The following is a 19,906-nucleotide window of genomic DNA, read 5'->3' as shown; positions in this document are numbered from 1 at the left end:
TTAACCTCCAATAAGTGGGATTAATCGTAAAAATGTTATGGTTTCGGGGGTCTGGAGTGGGGTGTCGAGTTGGGTGATCTGGAGACCATCCGCGATAATGATGTAGCTTCTCTTCTCGAAGGCTGTGATGGCTCGCTCGTATTGTGCCTGCCAATCTACCATTGCGGCCAGTTCGCCGGTCTCCTGACATGCTGGTGTGGGAGGAATCAGGCAATGAAGGCTGCTGCGCTTTTTGGCGTTATATTCTCGAACCTCCTGGTAGATGCGGCCGCGAATAAGCTCGCGCAGCGTGGTCTGTTGTTGGTTCAATGCGAATTCCCAGGCGGGTTGTGTGCCCTGGAGTGTTGCGTCCTTCACGGTAATCGTTGGCATTCTATTAAACCTCCCTGTTTTTTTCTTGATGCTATTCTATTCTGCGCCTTCTGGCCTAAAACGGAAAGGATGTGAGCCAGAGGTACTATTAGCTATGTGGGCCTTCCGAAAACGTTGGGTTCAATGTCACCTGATCACGCTGTTATTTAGCGGTCCAGCCGCCGTCGATGACGAGGGTCGAGCCGGTGACGAAGGCAGCTTCGTCGGAGGCGAGATACAGCGCCGCTGAGGCAATCTCCGTAGGCAGGCCCATGCGTCCAATCGGCTGTCGATTGTGCAATTGCTGCATGACCTCCTGCTCACGTCCGGGGAAATCGCGGGCCAGATAGCCGTCGACGAAGGGCGTGTGGACCGTTCCGGGACAGATGGCGTTACAGCGAATGTTCTGTGTGGCATAGTCGATAGCGATCGAGCGCGTCATGCTGATGACGGCTCCTTTGCTGGCGCTGTAGGGGAAGCGGCGCTCGACGCCGATCATGCCTGCCGTGGAGGCCATATTGACCAGGACACCTCCCGCTGGCTGCTGAGCCAGCATCTGCCTGATCGCATGCTTGGCACAGAGAAAGACTCCACGCGCATTGACGTTCATGACACGATCCCAATCGTCCGCGCTGGTCTCGGCTACGTTTCCGACGTGGCTGACGCCTGCATTGTTGACAAGAATATCCAGGCGACCATACTGCCGAGCGACCGTGGCGATGGCGTTCTGGACATCCTCCTCCGAACGGACGTCGAGTGGAAGAATTTCTCCATTGCCACTCTCGGCGCGGATCTCATCGACCACGCTGGCTGCTGGCTCAGTCTGCACGTCGGCCACCAGGACGGTAGCACCACTACGAGCATACAGACGAGCGATTTCACGTCCGATGCCAGAACCGGCACCGGTCACGATGGCCACTTTATGATCTAAACGAAACATAGCTTTTCCTCTCATTACTGATCGACATTGATCGATCATGCATCGCAGAAAATATCCTGACGCATCATGCAAAAACAGCTCAATGAACGGACAACAGTTATGACTGCCACACAGTTCCATCCGGGAAATCATACACAGGGAAGACGGACCGATACATCTCAATGCTGTAGCCGGGAGCCTGTGGTGGCATATAATGTCCATCACGAATCACGACCGGAGTGACGAAATGTTCGTGGAGGTGATCGACGTATTCGACGATCCGATCCTCCAGCGAGGCGCTCACGGCGATGTAGTCAAACAGCGAGAGATGCTGAACATATTCGCACAATCCCACGCCTCCCGCGTGCGGACAGATGGGGATACCGCATTTGGCCGCCATCAACAGGACGGTCAGCACCTCGTTGACGCCACCCAGGCGGCAGGCATCGATCTGACAGAAGCCGATCGCTTGCGCCTGCAAGAGCTGCTTAAAGATAATCCTGTTCTGGACATGCTCGCCGGTCGCCACACGGATCGGAGCGATCGCCCGCGCAATCGTCGCATGGCCCAGAACATCATCGGGACTGGTTGGCTCCTCGATCCACCAGGGATTGACGCTTGCCAACTGCTGCATCTGTGTCAGAGCCTCACCCACATCCCAGGCCTGATTCGCATCGAGCATCAAGTAGCGCTCGGGACCAATCTCGGCGCGCATCAGCGTCGCACGGCGGATATCATCTTGCAGATCAGATCCCACCTTCAGCTTAAAGTGCGTCCAGCCCTGCGCGATCGCCTCGCGAGACAAGCGGCGTATCTTCTCATCGGAATAACCAAGCCAGCCGGCAGAGGTGGTATAAGCAGGATAACCGGATTGTAGCATCTCAGCCTCGCGTATACCTTTGCTGTCCGCATGACGACGCAGCAGGGCTAGAGCTTCCTCACGTGTCAGCAGATCAGTAATATAGCGGAAGTCGAGACAGTCCACCAGTTGCTCCGGAGTCATATCTACCAGCAGCTTCCAGAGCGGCTTCCTCTCGACTTTGGCATAGAGATCCCAGACAGCGTTGACGATGGCTGCCGTCGCCAGATGGATCGCTCCCTTTTCTGGTCCAATCCAGCGCAACTGGCTGTCGCTGGTAATGTACCGCCAGAACGCGCCCATGTTCGTCGTAAACGACTCCAGCGTACGTCCCACAATCAGCGGGGCCAGAGCATGGATCGCCGCCACGCAGACTTCATTGCCGCGTCCAATCGTAAAGGTCAGTCCATGCCCCTCCAGGCCGCCCGGATCATCGGTAAAGAGGATCACATAGGCCGCCGAATAGTCGGGATCATGATTCATCGCATCGGAGCCATCCAGCGTACGAGAAGTCGGGAAGCGCACATCATGCGTCTCCAGATGAGTAATCGTCAGTACCACAAGCATCTCCTCTCTTGCTCATCGAGGTCGTTGGCAAGCAAGCACCATATATATAAGTATACGTCATCGAAAGAGGTCGAGCGAAAGCGAAGACCTCGTAGCGTCGCACGCTCGCGTGCGATGTCCCTGTAACTCGTATGAGACGGCAGGATCTCGGCGAGCCACGCTAGCCTGCCTGATCGTACGTCGAGTGGGACATCGCGCCCGAGGGCGCGACACTACGGTGTCCTCGCTTCGCTTGTAGGTCGAGCGCGTATCATGGATGTAGAAGGAGACATAAATGGAAAGGAAAAGTATAGCATGAGTACACTACAGAGCCGTTTCCTGCGGGTCTGCGCGTATATCTGGACCAATATCTGGCTTTGTATCCTGGGAAGCGCGCTTGAATGTATCTATCTGTGTTATTTTCTCTACAAATTCCCCCTCAACACCTACATCTTGAGTTTAACTGATCTGGGCCGTCTCAACCAATACACGCATGCCAGCTTCCTTTTCTTTGTCCTGATATTCAGTGCACTGTTTGGCCTGTTTATACTGGCATGGAAAACCTGTGCCACCTCCAGGATAGCTGTCTCTCCGCGACTGGTGATGGGCTTTGGTCTGCTCTTTTCGAGTACCTCGATTTTTGTGTATCCGATTACCGCCATCGATATTTATGGCTGGATCGCGCAAAGTCGTGTCTGGGCCTTCTATCATGCCAATCCGATGCTAGTCGCGCCGGGCTCCTTTTATCACGATACCCTTGGCCAGTCACTGACCGCCTTTGGAAGAGTACCAACCCCCTATGGTCCGCTGGCCATGATGATCGCTGCGCTACCGGCATTGCTCGCGGGCTACAATCTTTTTATAAGTGTGCTGGGACTAAAAATCGTCTGCGGTTTGTGCGTGGCAGGCTCAGGGTATCTGATCTACAAAATCGTGCAGCAGATGAAGCCTGGACTGGCACTTCCGGCCCTCCTGCTCTTCTCATGGAATCCCTATGTACAATTAGAGTATATTATCAATGGCCACAACGATATTTTTATGATGAGCTTCTTTCTCCTGGCAGTCTTTCTCCTGCTCAGAGGCAAAAACACCCTCGCCATCCTGGCCTTAGTAGCAGGCATCCTGATCAAGTACTCACTCTTACCACTACTCCCACTCTTCATCATCTATATCCTCTGCCGCACAGAAGAGCGCCAGCACAAAACCACCTACCTCCTACGCCTGAGCGGTAGTATCCTCTGCATGCTGCTGATCTTTTTTGCACCTTTTTGGGCCGGAACAAAAACGTTTACCAACGCCATCAATATCTCGCAAGTGCCATTATACTCGCTCAATACCTTTCTCTCCGACCTATCTCCCACCCACACCATGAATACGCAGTACAAATATATTGGATACGCAATCTTTCTGCTCTGCTACATCGGCTGCCTGCTCCTGGCAGCTCGCAGCCGCGATGGCTTCCTCTTGAGCTTATTCTGTAGCCAATTCGCGCTGCTGGCATTTGCGATTGTGTATCTCCAGCCCTGGTATTTCATCTGGGCGATCATACCAGCGATACTGATACCGCACAAGCAGATACGCCACGTCGCCTTCTTCTTGACCTACATGGCCTCCATGACCGAGCTTGTTCACACCTATATCTGGCCCTGGAGCGTCTCGCTGGGAGGAGCAAGCTTCACCATCATAAACAGTAGCACCTACCTGCTCCTCTTTGGCCCGGCGCTCTTTCTGCTGCTGGGACAGATACACCTGCGAGGCAAGCTCACCCCCAAAGAGATCAAGCCAGCAGACGTAGCGGCGCGGCTCCGCCGTGCTGTCAGCGACTCGTATGATTCGGCTCGGGTGCGCATCTCAAGGGACGGCCGTCTCAATGGAACCCCATGACTCGTCCGACCACGCTCCCCATAGGGTTCCATTGCGTGATCTTTCCACCGTGGATCGTCTCGTCTGCGTTGCTTTCAGATGCGCATGGGACGTGTTCGTGCGTCGAGTGACAGCACGGCGGAGCCGCGCCGCTACGTCGGCGAGCCTGAGTGCCTGGTTCAAGGAGCCATCCTCCTTTGCCACGCAACGTCCTTCTGTGTCTTGACTGAGTACTACGTCGGTGAGCGTTGACGCCGTGGGCAAAGGATTATTTCTATCTTAACAGTATTGAGCTCTACGCGCGCGGCAGAGACAAAGATGGCGACCACTCATCGGTCTGAGCAGTCGCCATCATCGGTCATACGCCGATCCCGCCGTCTTCCCAGCAGGATCAAGAGGTCTTAGCGTCTAGTCGGTGAAGTCCTGACGTGTGAAGCGCCAGACACCGATGGCCGCGAAGACGATGGTATATACGCCCAGGCCGATGCAAGCCACTAAAGGTGTAGCAAGGTGATAAGTGGTAGGCGCCGCCGCCGCCGGCGTTGACGGGTTGAAGATGGCATTCTGGATGCTCTCCCCTAAACCGACCGGCAGGTATTGAGCGGCCTGGGCCATGAATGGAGTTCCGAAGGTTATAGCAGCGGCGTATACTCCATTTTCGACCAGCAAGAGCAGGACCAGGGCGATGCCCATTGAGGCGGCTGAATTGCGAAACAGGATAGTAAACATGAAGGTAAGTGCCGCGTAAGGGAGTAATCCCAGATCGGTAGCCAGGAAGTTAAGCACCAGTTGCTGCACGTTATCCTGCGAGAGTTGTAGCGATCCATGCAACAGTAGCGTGATGATGCCGGTGACGATCAATCCGACTACCAGCGATGTCAGCACCAGGAAAAGGCTGAGCGCGATGATGACAACGCTCTTAGCTCCCATCAATGACAGACGCGAGACGCCTCGACTCAGCCAGAGATGAAACGTACGCCAGGTATATTCTCTGGCCGTTACGACGGCGATGATGATCACAAGGAGTATGCCTCCCAGAGAGTGTACTTCGCTGAAAGAGACCGCGTTGATGGCGGAATGCGGCCATTCTAATATCCCGTTCAAGCCCGCCTGAGTCACTCCGGAAGAATTAATCGAGATCAAGTACTCAACCAGATCAACGAGCACAATCACCAGAGCCAGGATGCCCAGTTCGATCCATAACACAAGTCGTCCGGCTAACTTATCCTTCTCTAAAAGCAAAAGTTGCAAAAACATGTTACTTATTTCCCTTCCCCGGAAGTATGCGCTAATTGCAGGAAAACATTCTCCAGATTGTTTGTCACAGGAAACACTTCCGTGGGCACAACCTCATGCTGCACCAGACTTATGACGATCTTGTCGGCCGTAATGCCTCGAACATCGAGATAATCCGGGCCAGTCTGCGTGAGAACGACACCAGCATCGATATCTTTCAATACACTCATAGCCTTCGGTAGGTCGGCCACCTTGACGCGTGTCGACGCCTCAACCGCCATCAAATCAGTAATGCTGCCCTCAGTCACCACCATACCTTTGCTCACGATAGCCGCACGATCGCAGATCATCTGCATCTCGTGCAGGAGATGGCTACTGAGAAAGATGGTGATGCCCTCGCTCGCCAGTCGTCGAAGCAACTCGCGCATCTCGTGCATGCCAATCGGGTCCATACCATTGGTGGGCTCATCGAGGATCAGCAGGTCAGGCTGACCAAGCAAGGCCATCGCCATCCCCAGGCGCTGCTTCATACCGGTTGAAAACTGTTTCACCGGTCGATTATTAATCTCCTTCAAGCCGACCGTTGCCAGCAGCCCCTCGATCCGTGACTCCGTCACCTCGGGATAGAGACGCGCCAGCATACGCAGATTCTGACGAGCAGAATAGCCCATCAGCATAGAAGGAGCGCCCATCATCGTCCCTACGCGCCGCAGCACAGCATTGTGTGCCGAGGTAACCGGCTGACCAAACACTTCAACCGTGCCACCCGTCGGAGCAATCAGGCCGAGAATCATACCAATCGTCGTCGTCTTGCCAGAACCGTTGGGACCAAGAAAGCCGAAGATTTCTCCTTTTTTAATCGAGAGGGAGATATCTTCAACGGCATGCACAGAACGATAGTATTTCTTTAAATGATGCGTTGTAAGAACCAATTCGGTACTCAAGAACGTGCCTTTCATCTTTTATCAGAATATCTTTTTCATCAAGAGACGATCTCTATGTGTCCATAGCGCCATTGTAGCATTGATTTCTCATCTAGCAACTGCACACACATAAGTCTGCTCATATCTTTTTTATCCAGACCTGGTAGCCACCACTATGTATTACAGGCAGACAAGAATTTGCTATTAATATAGACGTAAACTCTGCCTCACTATCATATCTTCTCCTTCTTTCATTTACAGCGTTGTCATGCCAACGAGTACTCAGATGGAAAGATCATCAGTAAAGGAACCAAATAACGACGCACCATCAAAAAGGTTCCATACAAACATGATTTTGAGAGACAAAGAAAGCTTGATGGCTACGGCGAGACAAAAATGGTCACAACTGGAATATTCGCATTATCCGACGAGGTAACGGCAGCAATACTTGTCATAGCAGGAACAGCGTCCTTATTTAATACCCCGATCACTTTAAGCGTGGGCAACGATACACCGGGACCAAATCCCCCCGTATGCATGGCCGTAAAGATAGCGGGACTGGTCGTTGAGCTGAAATACCCACTCCATCCACTCCCCGAGAAGGTCAGATGACTGAATCCAGCAGGAAGAGTATCGACCACCGTGACCGATTGTTGCTCCGGCCCAGCGTGTCGATCATTCTGAACAGTAATGTCGTAGATGACCAGCTGTCCGATATGATAGTTAAAACCATACTCGGGAAGCTTGATAATGTTGAGAAGAGGTGGCGTGACACTCGCATTTGGCGAAGAATTCTTTACGATAACCTGAAAATTGGCCGTTGCCACCACACCAGAGAGATCAAGCGCACGGCAATGTACCGTAGTGGTTCCGATCGGGAAGAGGCTACCCGAAATAGGCGTGCAGGTAATGGTAGCCTGATGGACAGGCTTATCTGGATAGAGGGCAGTCACCTTATACTGAACGATCGCTCCCCGCGTACTCGTCGCCATGGTCGTAATCGTGATAGGTACCTGGATAGCCGGATTGATACTGCGTATGAAGAGTTCGGATGCCCCTACGACAAAACTGCCATTGCCAAAGCCACCTGCAATCAAGACCTTCCCATTGGGCAAGAGCGTCGCCGTATGATTCTCACGCGCCGCATGCATTGATTCGATAGGTGTCCAGATGCCGCTGGCTGGATCATACAATTCCACAGAAGCCATAGTAACACCGGTGGCACTAATACCCCCAGCGACCAGCACCTGCCCATTGAGCAAGAGCGTTGCCGTATATTCACAACGCGCTATATGCAGTGAGCCCGTTAGCGTCCAGGTTCCGCTCACTGGATCATAGAGCTCAGACGAAGCAATAACGCCGCTGGAACCCACACCACCAACCACTAACACTTTCCCATTGGGCAAGAGCGTCGCCGCTCGCAACGCACGCGCGCTATGCATCGAGCCTGTAAGGACCCAGGACCCGCTGGCTGGATCATACAACTCAGCGGTAAAGACAGCGCCGCCAGAGATACCAATGCCACCTGCGACCAATATCTTTCCATTGGGCAAGAGTGTCGCCGTGTGATTCTCACGCGCCACATGCATCGAGCCAGTCATGGACCAGCTCCCACTCGTCGGATTATATAACTCAGCCGTCGAGGCAATCTCTCCTGAGGGATCAATCCCGCCGGCCACAAGCACCAAACCATTGGGCAAGAGCTCGGCATTACGCAGCGTCCGTGCCACATGCATTGAGCCCGTCATAGACCAGCTCCCACTCGCCGGATTATATAACTCAGCCGTCGCAAGGCTCCCATTGATGCTATCACCACCCGCCACTAATACCTGTCCGTTCGGCAGAAGAGCAGCTGAGTGATTCTCACGCGCCACATGAAGAGAGCCTGTTACAGACCAGATCCCGCTGGCTGGATTATATAACTCGGCCGTATCAACTACATCACCATTGCGACCAATGCCGCCAGCCACCAGTATGAGCCCATTAGGCAAGAGCGTTGCCGTATAGAAATAACGGGGTCCATGGAGCGAGCCTGTCACCACCCAGGGTCCAACCAGAGCCCGTGCGTGCACATGCATGCGTGGTAATGCAGTTAGCGCGCTTACTCCGAGCAGCAATGCGAGCAGGATAGAGATTCTCTTCATCAGGTTCCTCACTTTTTCTCTCATTTAAACAGGGAGTTAAACTATTACTGTGAGTTCAAGAGACGAGCAGAACAATCACAATCCATGAGCCAGTAAAAAATGTGCCAGTTCATTGCCTTTGACAGATAAATCCCTCCCACTTTCACCATAACATGGAACACAAGTTATTCACGTCAATACGCTTACCTCCTGCGCATATGCAGATAAAACAGATGAATAGTCAGACATGCCACACGATCAATACTTCATTTTAAAGATTATCTATATAGTATATATTATATAGATAATAAATATTTCCACCTACACTTATACTAAACTAAAGACATCCTTTTTATCAGGCATATTGATAAAGAGATCATTCATTATCGAATCCTTCCTTCATACTCCTGGTTCTGCGCAGGATTGACATAACTTAATCATTTAGATGCATCACCGATTATTTCCAGGCTCTCAGTTGTTCAGGAGGTCCATTAAAATGTCTGTATCAGCAACGGATGAAAGACAAAGGGCAAATATACGTATTTTTATGCTTCTAGCATGCTTAATCGCTGAAGCGTTCATGCACACCACACCTACACTTGCCATATCCAGAATGACAACCACTCATTATTACCGTATTCCGGGTGTGGTCATACCTCGCCTCTTCAACCATGCCAGCACCGGTCTGACACTACAAAGCAAAGTGTTACAGATCTCGCTGCATCTCTCTCTACGCAACCAGACCCTCCTGGATACACTCCTGACCGGGCAGTCGGACCCTCGCTCGCCCTTCTATCATCATTACCTGACGCCACAAGTCTTCAAGAGCCAATTTGGACCAACCACGGATTCAATCAATAGTGTGACCGATTTCTTGCAAAGCCATCATCTCCGCATCACATCAATCGCCCCCAACAACCTCGTGATTCATGCCTCGGGATCGGTCTCCACGGTCGAAAAAACCTTTTTGCTCTCGATCCACAACTACCAGATAGACGGCCATACCATCTACGCGCCATCGTTAAATCCTGCCATTCCCGATCACATCGTCCCCAGCCTCCAAAACATCACCGGTCTGGACAACCTCTCCGTCTACAAACCTCACTACCAGACACCACGATCCCACCACACGTTTCAAGCTGGCGGCTACACGCCCAACGACCTGCGTAGCGCCTATGATGTCAATCCGCTTATCAATTCCGGTGCCGATGGCAGAGGACAAACCATCGCCCTCTTTGAACTCGATGGCTACAAACCAAGCGATATCGATACCTATCTCAACAAGTATGGACTCGGCCCAAAGAAGTACTCAGACGTGCTGGTGGATGGCACGACCAATACGCCTGGCGAAGGTGCCATCGAAACCACCCTCGATATGGAGGTGATCTCCGCGCTCGCCCCCAATGCCATGCAGAAAGTCTACATCGGCCCCAATACAACCAAGGGGGTCAATGATATCTATAGTCAGATCGTCAACGACAACAGCGCCAAAATCGTCAGTATCAGCTGGGGACAATGCGAGGCGGGCACAGGAAACGCGGAGATCGAGACCTTGCGTGACATCTTTCGTCAGGGAGCCGCACAAGGGCAATCCTTTTTCGCCGCCAGCGGTGATGCGGGGGCCTATGATTGTGGCGATAATAGTCTCTCCGTCGACTCCCCGGCCAATCAGCCCAATGTCGTCGGCGTCGGTGGCACCAGGCTCATCACCAACGCGGACGGCTCCTATAACAGCGAATCAGCCTGGTCCAACAATACAACCCAGGGCGGAGGTGGAGGGGGTCTTAGTTTCTACTTCACACATCCGGTCTATCAGAAAGGCCCAAACGCCGTCAATCACTTTCGCATGGTTCCCGATGTCTCCGCCAACGCCGATCCCGCCACTGGCTACTCCATCTATTGCAGCGTCAACGCAGAAAAGGGACAGGAATGGAGCGTGGTCGGTGGCACCAGTGCGGCCGCTCCCTTGTGGGCCGCAATCGTCGCTGATATCAACGGCTATCTCGGGGCGCAAAAAAAGGGGATAGTGGGCAATATCAATGCCACCTTATATACGCTCTACAATACCTCACAACCCTATCCAGCCTACCACGATATCACTACCGGGACCAATCTCTTTTACAAGGCCGGCAGCGGCTACGATCTGGCCACCGGGCTTGGATCTCCCGATGCCTGGAACTTTGCCCGCGATCTGACGGGCATCTTCTATCTGCCGAGGAAATAACTCGTCATAGAGACAAAAAATGGAGAAACATATGCGAAAGAAATCTCGTTTGTTCTTTGCCAGTTGCACACTACTGGGAGCACTTCTCACTCAAAGCTTGCAGGCAACACCAATATTGGCTGATCCGCTTACAGGTGTACAAAATACATATCAAATAGAATTCTGGGGAAATCCAAGCAATACATCCGTAGAGACAGTGATCATTTCCATCTCAGGAACGACCAATAATTGTGCACAAATCTTGTTTGTACGGACTAATGGTTCTGTTGTCTATTTCTCCTGCCTGCTGCGAAAATTCATCATCATTTCAAAAGAACTGACAAATACATTCTTTCAAGACATCCATACTGCGCTCCCCTTAAACACGCTTCCCGACAACCATGGATGCCTCAAATCTGTCAGTTTCAGTAGCAATATCTACCTGATCCTACAAACACAAAAAAGTCCTGACGTTTCTTGCTCATCCGATCATCTAGGAGAAGCGCTCTACCATGATGTCAAAGCGATTCAACGAATATTGCACTCGACGCTGTTACCACCACAGCATTCATGATACATACTTCGCGCTCATTCTGGCAAAAGGAGCATCGTACGCTACTTTTTTCGGATACGCAGGGTCTGGATTTCAAATGGTTGGAAGGCCAGAGAGATACCTTTGTTCTGCATCTCGATCGGCTCGGGCTGCTCTTCCAGCAGATTAGTCAGCCAGACCTGAGCGATCTCCATGGCGAAGCTGATGGCTGTTGTGGTCGTGGCACCAGTGGCCTCATACAGGCGCAGGATCATGTCATCGCCATCCTCGGCTTGCTTAACAGCTTCCAGGATGATGTTTTCGGCTCCGATCTGGACAAGTGTGATTCCACTGAGAGATGCACTACCTGCTGCAATAATCGGAGTGACGTTCAGTTCGTAGCCAGCATGGATGACGTCTCCAACGATATGGTTGCCAGGATGCGGATACAGCGAGTAGGTAAATTCGTGCTGAGCTCGATCCGCTTGCGGGTCTGGATAACCGGGACTACGCAGCAGGTTGAGGTCCAGAACGTTCTCGGTAACTTTATGACCATATTTACAGTCGTTGAGCAGAGCAACTCCGTAATCCCACTGCGAGAGATCGATCCACTTGTGCGCACAGATCTCATACCTCGCCATATCCCAGCTGGTATTGGTGTGCGTGGGCCGTTTGATCGATCCAAATTGGATGTCGCAGGTGACCTCCGTGCTTCTCACACTGACCGGGAAGCTGGTGCGCAACATCTTGTTGTCCTCACGCCAATCGGCTGTGGTGATAAAATCGACGCGACGACTGCCAGCCGTCAGGACAATCCTCTGCTTCAGAGTCGATCGACCAAAAGTGTAGTCCTGCTCCACGATGCTCTGCGGACCATCGGTGAAGGCGGTTGTGCCTGCCAGAACGAAGTAGTCGGGAGCTCGCTCGGCATAGGCGATGGAAAAATCCCAGGCATCGCCGTCGTCAAGGTAGACGGCAAGCTTGTTGGCGGATGCTCCACTGGCGAGTACCTCACGTTGCCGCTCTTTATCAAAGATGGCCTGGATCGCTCCGTCGGTCGCAAATTGAATCCGTAAGAGGTCATTCTCCAGGATATCGGTGCCTGGCGAGGCCATCTCTAAAGCCTGACTCTCTATGTCGTAGCTGGTCTGCGCGGCGAGATCAAGCGTGACATAACCCAGCGGCGGTAGGGTGACGTAGTACCATTGATCCTGGATAGAGAGCCATTCATTTCGTTCCCAGGAGAGCGTGTTGAAGATAGTGACCGCCGTGTTAGCCAGATCTGGCTGTACGATAGCATTCTGCGCAGCCAGCGTCAGTCGCTGAGTCTGATCCAGTAGCTGCCGATAGCGTTCCAGGGATTCATCGTAGACACGTGTGATCGAGGAGCCTGGCAGAATATCATGAAACTGGTAGAGAAGCACTTCTTTCCAGATCGCATCCAGCTCCCGACGCGGATAGGGATGTTCAGCCTGGAGAAAGGCCAGCGTGGCAATACATTCCAGATCACGCAACGCCAGTTCCATTTTGCGATTGAAGCGCTTGTTTCTGGCCTGGGTGGTGTAGGTGCCCTGGTGCTTCTCCAGATAGAGCTCACCAGTCCACGTCTGATAGTCGGCGCTGCTTTGCGCGATGCGTTCAAAAAAGGGTTCTATATGCTCCTGCTGCACGGGGGCCAGACCAGCAAGATTCTTTTCACGCTTGAGCCGCTCAAGATGCTCGGTGCCAGGGCCGCCACCACCATCCCCGATCCCATAGAGGAGCACGGCATGCTCGGAGACAGCTTTATCGGCGAAATTTGTCTCGATCGCGGCCAGCGCTCGCGGCGCCGCCGAGCTATTATAGGTCCCCTCCGGAGGCATGTGGGCCAGCACGCGTGAGCCGTCAATGCCTTCCCAGAAGAAGGTATGATGCGGGAAGACGTTGAAGGTGTTCCACGAGATCTTGATGGTCAGGAAGTAGTCGATCGCTGCCTTCTTCAGAATCTGAGGCAAGGCGGCCGAGTAGCCGAAGACATCAGGCAACCACAACATATGTGGATCGGTGCCAAACTCCTCACGGAAAAAGCGTTTACCGTGCATAATCTGTCGCACCAGAGCCTCTCCGCTCGAGAGATTGGTATCGGGCTCAACCCACATCGCTCCTTGCGTCTCCCAGCGTCCCTCGGCGACCTTCGCTTGCACTTTTTTGTACAGTTGCGGATAGTAGTCCTTCATCCACTGATAGAGTTGCGGCTGACTGGCTCCAAAGATGTAGTCAGGATACTTCTCCATGTTGGCAAGGACCGTCGAAAAGCTACGGGCTCCCTTACGAATCGTCTCGCGTAGCGGCCAGAGCCAGGCCAGATCGATATGCGCATGCCCGATCGCGCTGATGTTCAATGAGGGCGTGCCACCGGTCTTCGCCAATTCGGGCGCCAGAAACGCTCGCGCTTGCTGTGCCTCTTCCGTCGTGTAGTCCGCCATCACATTGGACGCTTTACGTAAGGCAGTCAAAATGCGCTGATAACGAGCTTTCTCGGCTGACAGTTGCAGCATCAATTCGTGCAGCACAGCAAAGTCATGATAGAGTTGAAACATCTCCTCGTCACAGAGCGCCACATGGGCTTCTTTCAGCGTACCACTATCGGGATATTTCCCAAATAGATCGTTACAGCCAGCGTCGGCCCACAGATCAATCTCTTCGCCACCATGCGCCTCCTGATACAACGGCACGACGCGCTTGCCGGGACGTCCCAGGCTATAATCGAATTCAGAGCTGACCGTTGTCAATCCCAATATCGGACAGCCCTCATGATCAACCACAGCAGCCTCACCGCTCAGATCAATCAGCAGCACCACCGACTTCCCGCGAGCACGCTCCGGCACACGACCGCGAAAATGAAACCAGGCACAATCCCAGAGCTTGCCCCAGCTTTGTCCAAGTATGAAACTCTGATACTCTCCTGACTGACGATCGGCAAAGGGAACCGGCTCAGGAGTGATCCAGCCCTCGATAGTCAGCTCTGACAAAGGCGTATAAATAGCCTGTTCAATCTTTTCCAGCGTCTTCGCGACCGCGAGAAGTGTCTGTGACGTATAGTACGGCAAAGTATCCCTGCTCTTTCTATCATCAAACCCAGGACCCATCACAACGATTAAAATCCCGATGGATTACAAAAAAGGCCAGAAGGCCATGCTATCAGCGAGCAGGCCTTTCCCATTGTAACTCATAGGGACAATATTGCTGCATATCAGGCTGAACTTGCTGTTGCACCTGTTGCGCGGCACTTTGTGGCGTTTCATCGCTAATCGTGACTCCTTGCTGCGCCGTATAGAGTGCTGCCCAGAGTTGTGCTCCCGCTGGCAACGGTGCTCGACTCTCTGAATGCGGTAGCAGGTCGGCAAAAAACTTGATGCTCCCGTTCACCAGTTGGGGATCGTTATTCAACGCGGCCCAGGTTGGTAAGTGTCCGGTATCTTTTGTGTAGATGCTCTGGCCTTGAGAGCCGGTCATGAATTTCATAAAGCGATAAGCATCGGTGGGATTCTGAGCGCCGGTCGGCATCACAAGTCCATAGCCTCCCGACCAGGTAAATGGCTTCTGTCCTTCCTCAGTCACCGGAACGTAGGTAATGCCGTAATTGATTTTCGGAGCATACTCCTTCAAAGAGGCGATATTCCAGGTTCCGCTGAGTTGCATGGCGACATGACCTGTGTAAAAGGGCGTCTCGCTGGGTGGCGCGTTCGGCGGCTGATAGGTCGCCTGGAAGGCGTTGGCTTTCTGATATCCTAGCTTCTTGGCCCAATCGTGCAAAAAGGTCAGAGACTTGATCATGGCCGGCTCGGTTGCCGTCACCTGACAGCTACTATTATTGAAGAAATTGGCCCCATAATCAAGCGCCCACGTCAGAGCATAGCCCTCATCGGCCCAGGGGACAAAGCCCAGTTGAGTATAGTTGCCACGAGCATCGGTCTTGGTCAGCTTCAAAGCGATCTGCTCAAGCGTATCCAGAGTAATCGGTCCATGAGAAGCATCCAGGACGCCGGGATCGATGCCTGCCTGCTTGAGCATATCCTTGTTATAGAACAAGGCACGGGCATCAGTATCCATGGGCATACCATACACTCCCCCTTGATACTGGACTTCGTTCCAGGCATACGGCAGATAGCTCTGCGAGAGCGTCGGGTCGTCTTTCTGGATATAGGAAGAGATATCTGTCAGCAATCCCGTGGCCGCCTGCTGGTTTACGGTAAAACGGTCCGTCAGATAGACGTCGGGAGGCTGTCCGCCACGCACGGCGGTGACAATCGATGAGTTATCTCCCTGCGCCTGCGCTGGCTGACCAACGAGATTGACATGAATATCTGGATTAGCCGCCTCAAACGCGTCGACGATTCTTTGATAGGACTGCATATCGAGCGTGGCTGTATCCGAGGACCAGAATGTCACCGTGTGCGCTGGCTCAGAGCCAGACGAGCATCCAACAAACAGTACTGAGATCATCAGGACCGCCAGCAGGGCAAGCATAAGCTTGCTCGTAGATGGTTGTCGCTTCATAATTGAATCCTTCCTCAACCTTGATATATCTGTGCATTCAGAGAACAAATGTGTCGCAACATCGTTGTAGCCACGTGCCTTTCCTATCTGATGCTTCCCATGGTGACGCCTTTGATGAAGAAGCGCTGGAAGGCAAAGAAGAGGATCACAACCGGGATCACGACCATCACCGATGCAGCCATCAGCAAGTTGAACTGAATGTCGTGCGTCGAGCGGAAGGATTGAAGTCCGATGGCGAGCGTATGGACCGAGTCATCCTGGAGATAGAGCAACGGTCCCAGAAAGTCATTCCAGGCTCCCACGGCGGCAAAGATTGCAACCGCCGCGATGGCCGGACGCGCCATGGGCGTGACGATGCGCCAGAGGATATTCCATTCGCTGGCTCCGTCGATACGCGCCGCCTCAAGCAGATCTTTGGGCAGTTGCAGCAGAAATTGACGGATTAAGAAGGTGTAGAAGGCGCTACCAAAAAACGTGGGGACAATCAATGGCAAGAATGTATTGATCCAGTGCAGGCGAGCAAACATATCAAACTGCGGAATGATCACAAGCGAGAAAGGAATAAAAATCGTGGCCAGCACAAGATAGAAGACGACCTCGCGTCCAGGCCATTCGATGCAGGAGAAGCCGTAGGCGATGATCAGGTTCGAGACGACCGCTCCAACCACACTCAGGATCGTGATGATCAGCGTGTTCACAAAGTAGGTGCCGAAAGGAATTGTCTGGAACGCTTTGGCAAAGTTCTCCCACTGGAGACTCGCAGGCCAGAGCGTCGGCGGGAAAAGCACGAATTCAGCGTTGGATTTCAAGGCGCTGATCACCATCCAATAAATAGGCGTCAGAAACAGGATCGCCATGATGATCAGAAAGATGCGCGGCCCTACCTGCTGCCATACTTTTTGCAGCGTGATGGGCTTACGACTCGGATGATGGATCTCTGGCTGTATCACAGGTGTATCAATAGTTGCTTTCATAATTGCCTCTCTCTTTTTAATCCTCACGCATCGTCACAATGTTCCAGTCAGGAACTCAAAGCTGCGGAGGAGCGTCGAAAATCATCTCGATGCCGCCACGTGCAGCATCTTCATCCCCTTTAGCCGACGATCTCGTAGTTGACAAAGCGTCTGGAGATTGCGTATAGAATCAACGCCAATGCGACTCCAAAGAGAAAGAGCATCAACGAAAGTGCACAGGCATAGCCGATCTCGGCAAAGCTGAAGGCGTTCTGATACATGTAGTACATGTAAAAGAGCGTTCCGTTGTTCGGACCACCCTGGGTCATGATGTACGATGGTGTGAAAACCTGCAATCCCTGGCTCAGACCGGTGATCAGGTTGAAGAGGATGACAGGAGAGAGCAGCGGTAATGTGATACTGAAGAAACGTCTCACGCGACCAGCGCCATCCAGGCGAGCCGCCTCGTATAAGGTCGAGGGAATGCCATTGATACCGGCTAAAAAGATCAGAGCAGCATTGCCAGCTCCGAGCTGCGCCAGAGCGACAATTACGACTTTGGCACTGGTCGGATCTCCAAGGAAGTTGGTGGTAGGAGCACCAAAGAGGTTCATGACCGAGTTGACCAGGCCGTATTGCGGATTGACCAGCACGATAAAGATAAACGAGAGCGCGAAGATGGGCAGGATCGATGGCAGATAAAAAGCCGCTCGATAGACGGGAACTTCACGCACCGAGGTATTCATCGCCATGGCAAGCAGGATGGCAACGACGATACCTATCGGCACGGCCAGGATCGTGTAGAACAAGGTGTTGTTGATCGATTGCCACGTAATGGGATCGGTGAACAAGCGCACGTAGTTTTGGAGTCCCAACCAGACAGGTGGCTTAATACCCGAATAGCGCGTGAAGCTGATGAAGAGCGAGTAGATCAGGGGATAGAGCACAAAAGCGCAGAAGCCGACAATCCATGGGCTGATAAATAATAAGCCCTTGAACAGGTTAGAGCGTTCACGCTTGCTCATGCGGGTATGTTTCATTGCAATCAAATTATGCCTCCTAGCAGATACAATCATGAAGTCAACCTCGACCTCTTACAGACACTGTACATTTTACATGTGCATTTGTCAATGGTTGTCTATACATTCATGAACATACACAGGCCCACCACGAGGTTTCCTTGCCCCACAAATACCCAAGCCAGCCGACGTAGTGCTCAGGCAAGGGTCATCGTACCGATGTCACATTGGAGACACGCATCCTAATGGGGGAGACGCTCACCGACGTAGCGGCGCGGCTCCGCCGTGCTGTCTGTGACTCGTCCGACCACGCTCCTCATGAGGTTCCATTGCGCGATCTTCCCACGGTGGGACGTTGTCGTGCGTCCAGTGACAGCACGGCGGAGCCGCGCCGCTACGTCGGCTGGCCTGTGCGCCTGGTGCAAAGGGGTCATCTTTCTTTGCCGAGCTACATTTCGCTGAGTCTTGACAGGTACAACATCGGAGAGCATTACTACCAAGTGGAATTTGTCTATACAAATGGCTTGACAATTTTCGCAATGAAATGTATCTTTTAATTTAGCAGCGAAAGACGTTTCATCTTATGTATAAAACTCATCTAAAAAATAAGAAGGTATATAGTGCAAACATCGCATAATGAACCACATGCAAAATTACGCTATGCACAAATCATGTCTTTTTATCGAGAACGTATTCTCAGTGGGGCTCTACCAGCAGGAACGCAGCTACCGACAGAAATGGAGATCGCTCAGGAGCATCAGATCAGCCGGGGAACGGTACGACAGGCTCTGATGTTGCTGGTCACCGAGGGACTGCTTGAACGTGTGCAAGGGAAAGGGACGTTTGTACGCTCAGTGCCTGCGCTCCCTGATGAGTCGCTTGAGGTTCCTCATGAGAAAAGTATCGGGCTAATCTTGAGTGGTTCGACTGCCGATGAGCTCAGTATGGGGATTTTGCTGGGCGCGGAACAGATTACTAAAGCACGCGATTATCATCTCAATGTCGCTTTTGTCGACAATGATACGACACAGCTCACTACAATTATCGATCGCCTGCGCAAGCGTACGGCTGGACTGATCATTTTTCCTACTGGCGATACTCCCTACATTGAAGCCATCAAGCAGTTGGAGCAGCAACAGATCCCCTATGTCTTAACCGATCGCTATCTGAGCGATATCGATAGCGATTATGTCGGCGTCGATAACATCGAAAGCGGCTACCGAGCGACAGAGCATCTGATCGTTCTCGGTCATCTGCGGATTGGCTTCGGCTATTCAGCCGGTGATCGCCTGGAGACAACCTCGGTTCGTGACCGTTGGAAAGGCTATCGGAAAGCGCTCCAGGCATATAATTTACCCTACGATGACAATCTTATGCTACTCCGTGATGCTCCATTATCGACGGCACCAGCGCCCAATGCCTACGATGAATACATACAGCGCAAGGGCCGACCCGACGCCATCTTTACGGTCAATGACTATATTGCATTGGGACTCGTGCGCGCCGCGCAACGCGCTCAGATTGCGATTCCCGAAGCACTGGCGATCGTCGGCTTCGACGATGTCAGCTACGCTACGCATGTCTATCCCGCGCTCACCACGATCGCGCAGCCACGCCAGGAGATCGGCATCCAGGCCGCCAACCTACTGCTGGATCGCATTGAGGGAAAGATCGTCGGTCCCCCCAGACATATTGAACTGCCCACGCAGCTCGTTGTACGCGAATCTTGTGGGACCAGACTCAAAATTAAGAATCACATGCTCTCCTCTCAGTCACAGTAGGGATAGCGCGACGGAAGCGCTCATAAGAGAGACAGATCCTCATAGGTAATCTGTCCCTC

Annotated in this window: 16 protein-coding genes; 4 read left to right on the top strand and 12 right to left on the bottom strand. The window is 52.6% G+C overall.

The window, feature by feature from the left end; all coding sequences use genetic code 11:
- From AC27N8_RS32735 to AC27N8_RS32725, 3 genes are all read right to left on the bottom strand, one after another.
- The gene (locus tag AC27N8_RS32735) at positions 1–372 is read right to left on the bottom strand and encodes a hypothetical protein (RefSeq protein WP_487073450.1); all 372 of its coding nucleotides are present in this window, start codon (positions 370–372) and stop codon (positions 1–3) included.
- 142 nt (positions 373–514) lie between these two features.
- Positions 515–1,291, bottom strand: coding sequence for an SDR family NAD(P)-dependent oxidoreductase (locus AC27N8_RS32730; RefSeq protein WP_487073448.1), 777 nt, complete (start codon positions 1,289–1,291; stop codon positions 515–517).
- 97 nt (positions 1,292–1,388) lie between these two features.
- Positions 1,389–2,696, bottom strand: coding sequence for an L-fuconate dehydratase (locus tag AC27N8_RS32725; protein ID WP_487073446.1), 1,308 nt, complete (start codon positions 2,694–2,696; stop codon positions 1,389–1,391).
- Between the two features lie 294 nt (positions 2,697–2,990).
- Here AC27N8_RS32725 and AC27N8_RS32720 point away from each other — a divergent pair, with 294 nt between their 5' ends.
- Entirely contained in the window at positions 2,991–4,559 is a 1,569-nt protein-coding gene (locus tag AC27N8_RS32720; RefSeq protein ID WP_487073444.1) for an MptA/MptB family glycosyltransferase, read from the top strand.
- Here the strand turns inward: AC27N8_RS32720 and AC27N8_RS32715 are convergent.
- The 4 genes from AC27N8_RS32715 to AC27N8_RS32700 all read right to left on the bottom strand — a co-directional run bounded on the left by AC27N8_RS32715 (position 4,527) and on the right by AC27N8_RS32700 (position 8,841).
- Positions 4,527–4,742 carry a hypothetical protein gene (locus AC27N8_RS32715; RefSeq protein ID WP_487073442.1) on the bottom strand — a complete coding sequence of 72 codons (216 nt, stop codon included), beginning with the start codon at positions 4,740–4,742 and terminating at the stop codon, positions 4,527–4,529. The genes AC27N8_RS32720 and AC27N8_RS32715 overlap by 33 nt on opposite strands.
- A 204-nt stretch (positions 4,743–4,946) precedes the next feature.
- Positions 4,947–5,795: an ABC transporter permease gene (locus AC27N8_RS32710; RefSeq protein ID WP_487073440.1), complete on the bottom strand. Its 849-nt coding sequence runs from the start codon at positions 5,793–5,795 to the stop codon at positions 4,947–4,949.
- A gap of 5 nt (positions 5,796–5,800) precedes the next feature.
- Positions 5,801–6,718 carry an ABC transporter ATP-binding protein gene (locus AC27N8_RS32705; protein WP_487073438.1) on the bottom strand — a complete coding sequence of 306 codons (918 nt, stop codon included), beginning with the start codon at positions 6,716–6,718 and terminating at the stop codon, positions 5,801–5,803.
- Between the two features lie 359 nt (positions 6,719–7,077).
- Positions 7,078–8,841 (bottom strand): Kelch repeat-containing protein, encoded by a 1,764-nt coding sequence (locus AC27N8_RS32700; protein WP_487073436.1) that lies wholly within the window; start codon positions 8,839–8,841, stop codon positions 7,078–7,080.
- Positions 8,842–9,316: 475 nt separating this feature from the next.
- Here AC27N8_RS32700 and AC27N8_RS32695 point away from each other — a divergent pair, with 475 nt between their 5' ends.
- Together AC27N8_RS32695 and AC27N8_RS32690 are read left to right on the top strand one after the other, a co-directional pair.
- Positions 9,317–11,044, top strand: a complete 1,728-nt coding sequence (locus AC27N8_RS32695; RefSeq protein WP_487073434.1) for a S53 family peptidase — start codon at positions 9,317–9,319, stop codon at positions 11,042–11,044.
- A gap of 31 nt (positions 11,045–11,075) precedes the next feature.
- Positions 11,076–11,597: a hypothetical protein gene (locus tag AC27N8_RS32690; protein WP_487073432.1), complete on the top strand. Its 522-nt coding sequence runs from the start codon at positions 11,076–11,078 to the stop codon at positions 11,595–11,597.
- A 41-nt stretch (positions 11,598–11,638) separates the two neighbouring features.
- On the opposite strand, the gene AC27N8_RS32685 is transcribed toward AC27N8_RS32690, so the two are convergent.
- The 5 genes from AC27N8_RS32685 to AC27N8_RS32665 all read right to left on the bottom strand — a co-directional run bounded on the left by AC27N8_RS32685 (position 11,639) and on the right by AC27N8_RS32665 (position 18,500).
- Positions 11,639–14,644, bottom strand: a complete 3,006-nt coding sequence (locus AC27N8_RS32685) for an alpha-mannosidase (RefSeq protein ID WP_487073430.1) — start codon at positions 14,642–14,644, stop codon at positions 11,639–11,641.
- Positions 14,645–14,735: 91 nt separating this feature from the next.
- The gene (locus AC27N8_RS32680; RefSeq protein WP_487073428.1) at positions 14,736–16,094 is read right to left on the bottom strand and encodes an ABC transporter substrate-binding protein; all 1,359 of its coding nucleotides are present in this window, start codon (positions 16,092–16,094) and stop codon (positions 14,736–14,738) included.
- A gap of 83 nt (positions 16,095–16,177) precedes the next feature.
- On the bottom strand, positions 16,178–17,068 hold the full coding sequence (locus tag AC27N8_RS32675; RefSeq protein WP_487073426.1) for a carbohydrate ABC transporter permease: 891 nt from the start codon (positions 17,066–17,068) through the stop codon (positions 16,178–16,180).
- Positions 17,069–17,187: 119 nt separating this feature from the next.
- Positions 17,188–18,087: a carbohydrate ABC transporter permease gene (locus AC27N8_RS32670; protein WP_487074798.1), complete on the bottom strand. Its 900-nt coding sequence runs from the start codon at positions 18,085–18,087 to the stop codon at positions 17,188–17,190.
- A 221-nt stretch (positions 18,088–18,308) separates the two neighbouring features.
- Positions 18,309–18,500 carry a hypothetical protein gene (locus tag AC27N8_RS32665; RefSeq protein WP_487073424.1) on the bottom strand — a complete coding sequence of 64 codons (192 nt, stop codon included), beginning with the start codon at positions 18,498–18,500 and terminating at the stop codon, positions 18,309–18,311.
- A gap of 186 nt (positions 18,501–18,686) precedes the next feature.
- Here AC27N8_RS32665 and AC27N8_RS32660 point away from each other — a divergent pair, with 186 nt between their 5' ends.
- The gene (locus AC27N8_RS32660) at positions 18,687–19,847 is read left to right on the top strand and encodes a GntR family transcriptional regulator (protein ID WP_487073422.1); all 1,161 of its coding nucleotides are present in this window, start codon (positions 18,687–18,689) and stop codon (positions 19,845–19,847) included.
- Positions 19,848–19,906: the final 59 nt, after the last annotated feature.

Source organism: Dictyobacter sp. Z7_2, assembly GCF_057551105.1.
The sequence above is the reverse complement of the archived record's forward strand: the minus strand, read 5'-3'. Positions and strand labels throughout refer to the sequence as shown.

Bases quoted from the DNA above. Each gene is read 5' to 3' on its own strand.
- AC27N8_RS32670 (WP_487074798.1), bottom strand. From the start codon at position 18,087: ATGAAACATACCCGCATGAGCAAGCGTGAACGCTCTAACCTGTTCAAG.
- AC27N8_RS32700 (WP_487073436.1), bottom strand. From the start codon at position 8,841: ATGAAGAGAATCTCTATCCTGCTCGCATTGCTGCTCGGAGTAAGCGCG.
- AC27N8_RS32710 (WP_487073440.1), bottom strand. From the start codon at position 5,795: ATGTTTTTGCAACTTTTGCTTTTAGAGAAGGATAAGTTAGCCGGACGA.
- AC27N8_RS32725 (WP_487073446.1), bottom strand. From the start codon at position 2,696: ATGCTTGTGGTACTGACGATTACTCATCTGGAGACGCATGATGTGCGC.
- AC27N8_RS32665 (WP_487073424.1), bottom strand. From the start codon at position 18,500: ATGACCCCTTTGCACCAGGCGCACAGGCCAGCCGACGTAGCGGCGCGG.
- AC27N8_RS32720 (WP_487073444.1), top strand. From the start codon at position 2,991: ATGAGTACACTACAGAGCCGTTTCCTGCGGGTCTGCGCGTATATCTGG.
- AC27N8_RS32730 (WP_487073448.1), bottom strand. From the start codon at position 1,291: ATGTTTCGTTTAGATCATAAAGTGGCCATCGTGACCGGTGCCGGTTCT.
- AC27N8_RS32735 (WP_487073450.1), bottom strand. From the start codon at position 372: ATGCCAACGATTACCGTGAAGGACGCAACACTCCAGGGCACACAACCC.
- AC27N8_RS32680 (WP_487073428.1), bottom strand. From the start codon at position 16,094: ATGAAGCGACAACCATCTACGAGCAAGCTTATGCTTGCCCTGCTGGCG.
- AC27N8_RS32695 (WP_487073434.1), top strand. From the start codon at position 9,317: ATGTCTGTATCAGCAACGGATGAAAGACAAAGGGCAAATATACGTATT.
- AC27N8_RS32690 (WP_487073432.1), top strand. From the start codon at position 11,076: ATGCGAAAGAAATCTCGTTTGTTCTTTGCCAGTTGCACACTACTGGGA.
- AC27N8_RS32675 (WP_487073426.1), bottom strand. From the start codon at position 17,068: ATGAAAGCAACTATTGATACACCTGTGATACAGCCAGAGATCCATCAT.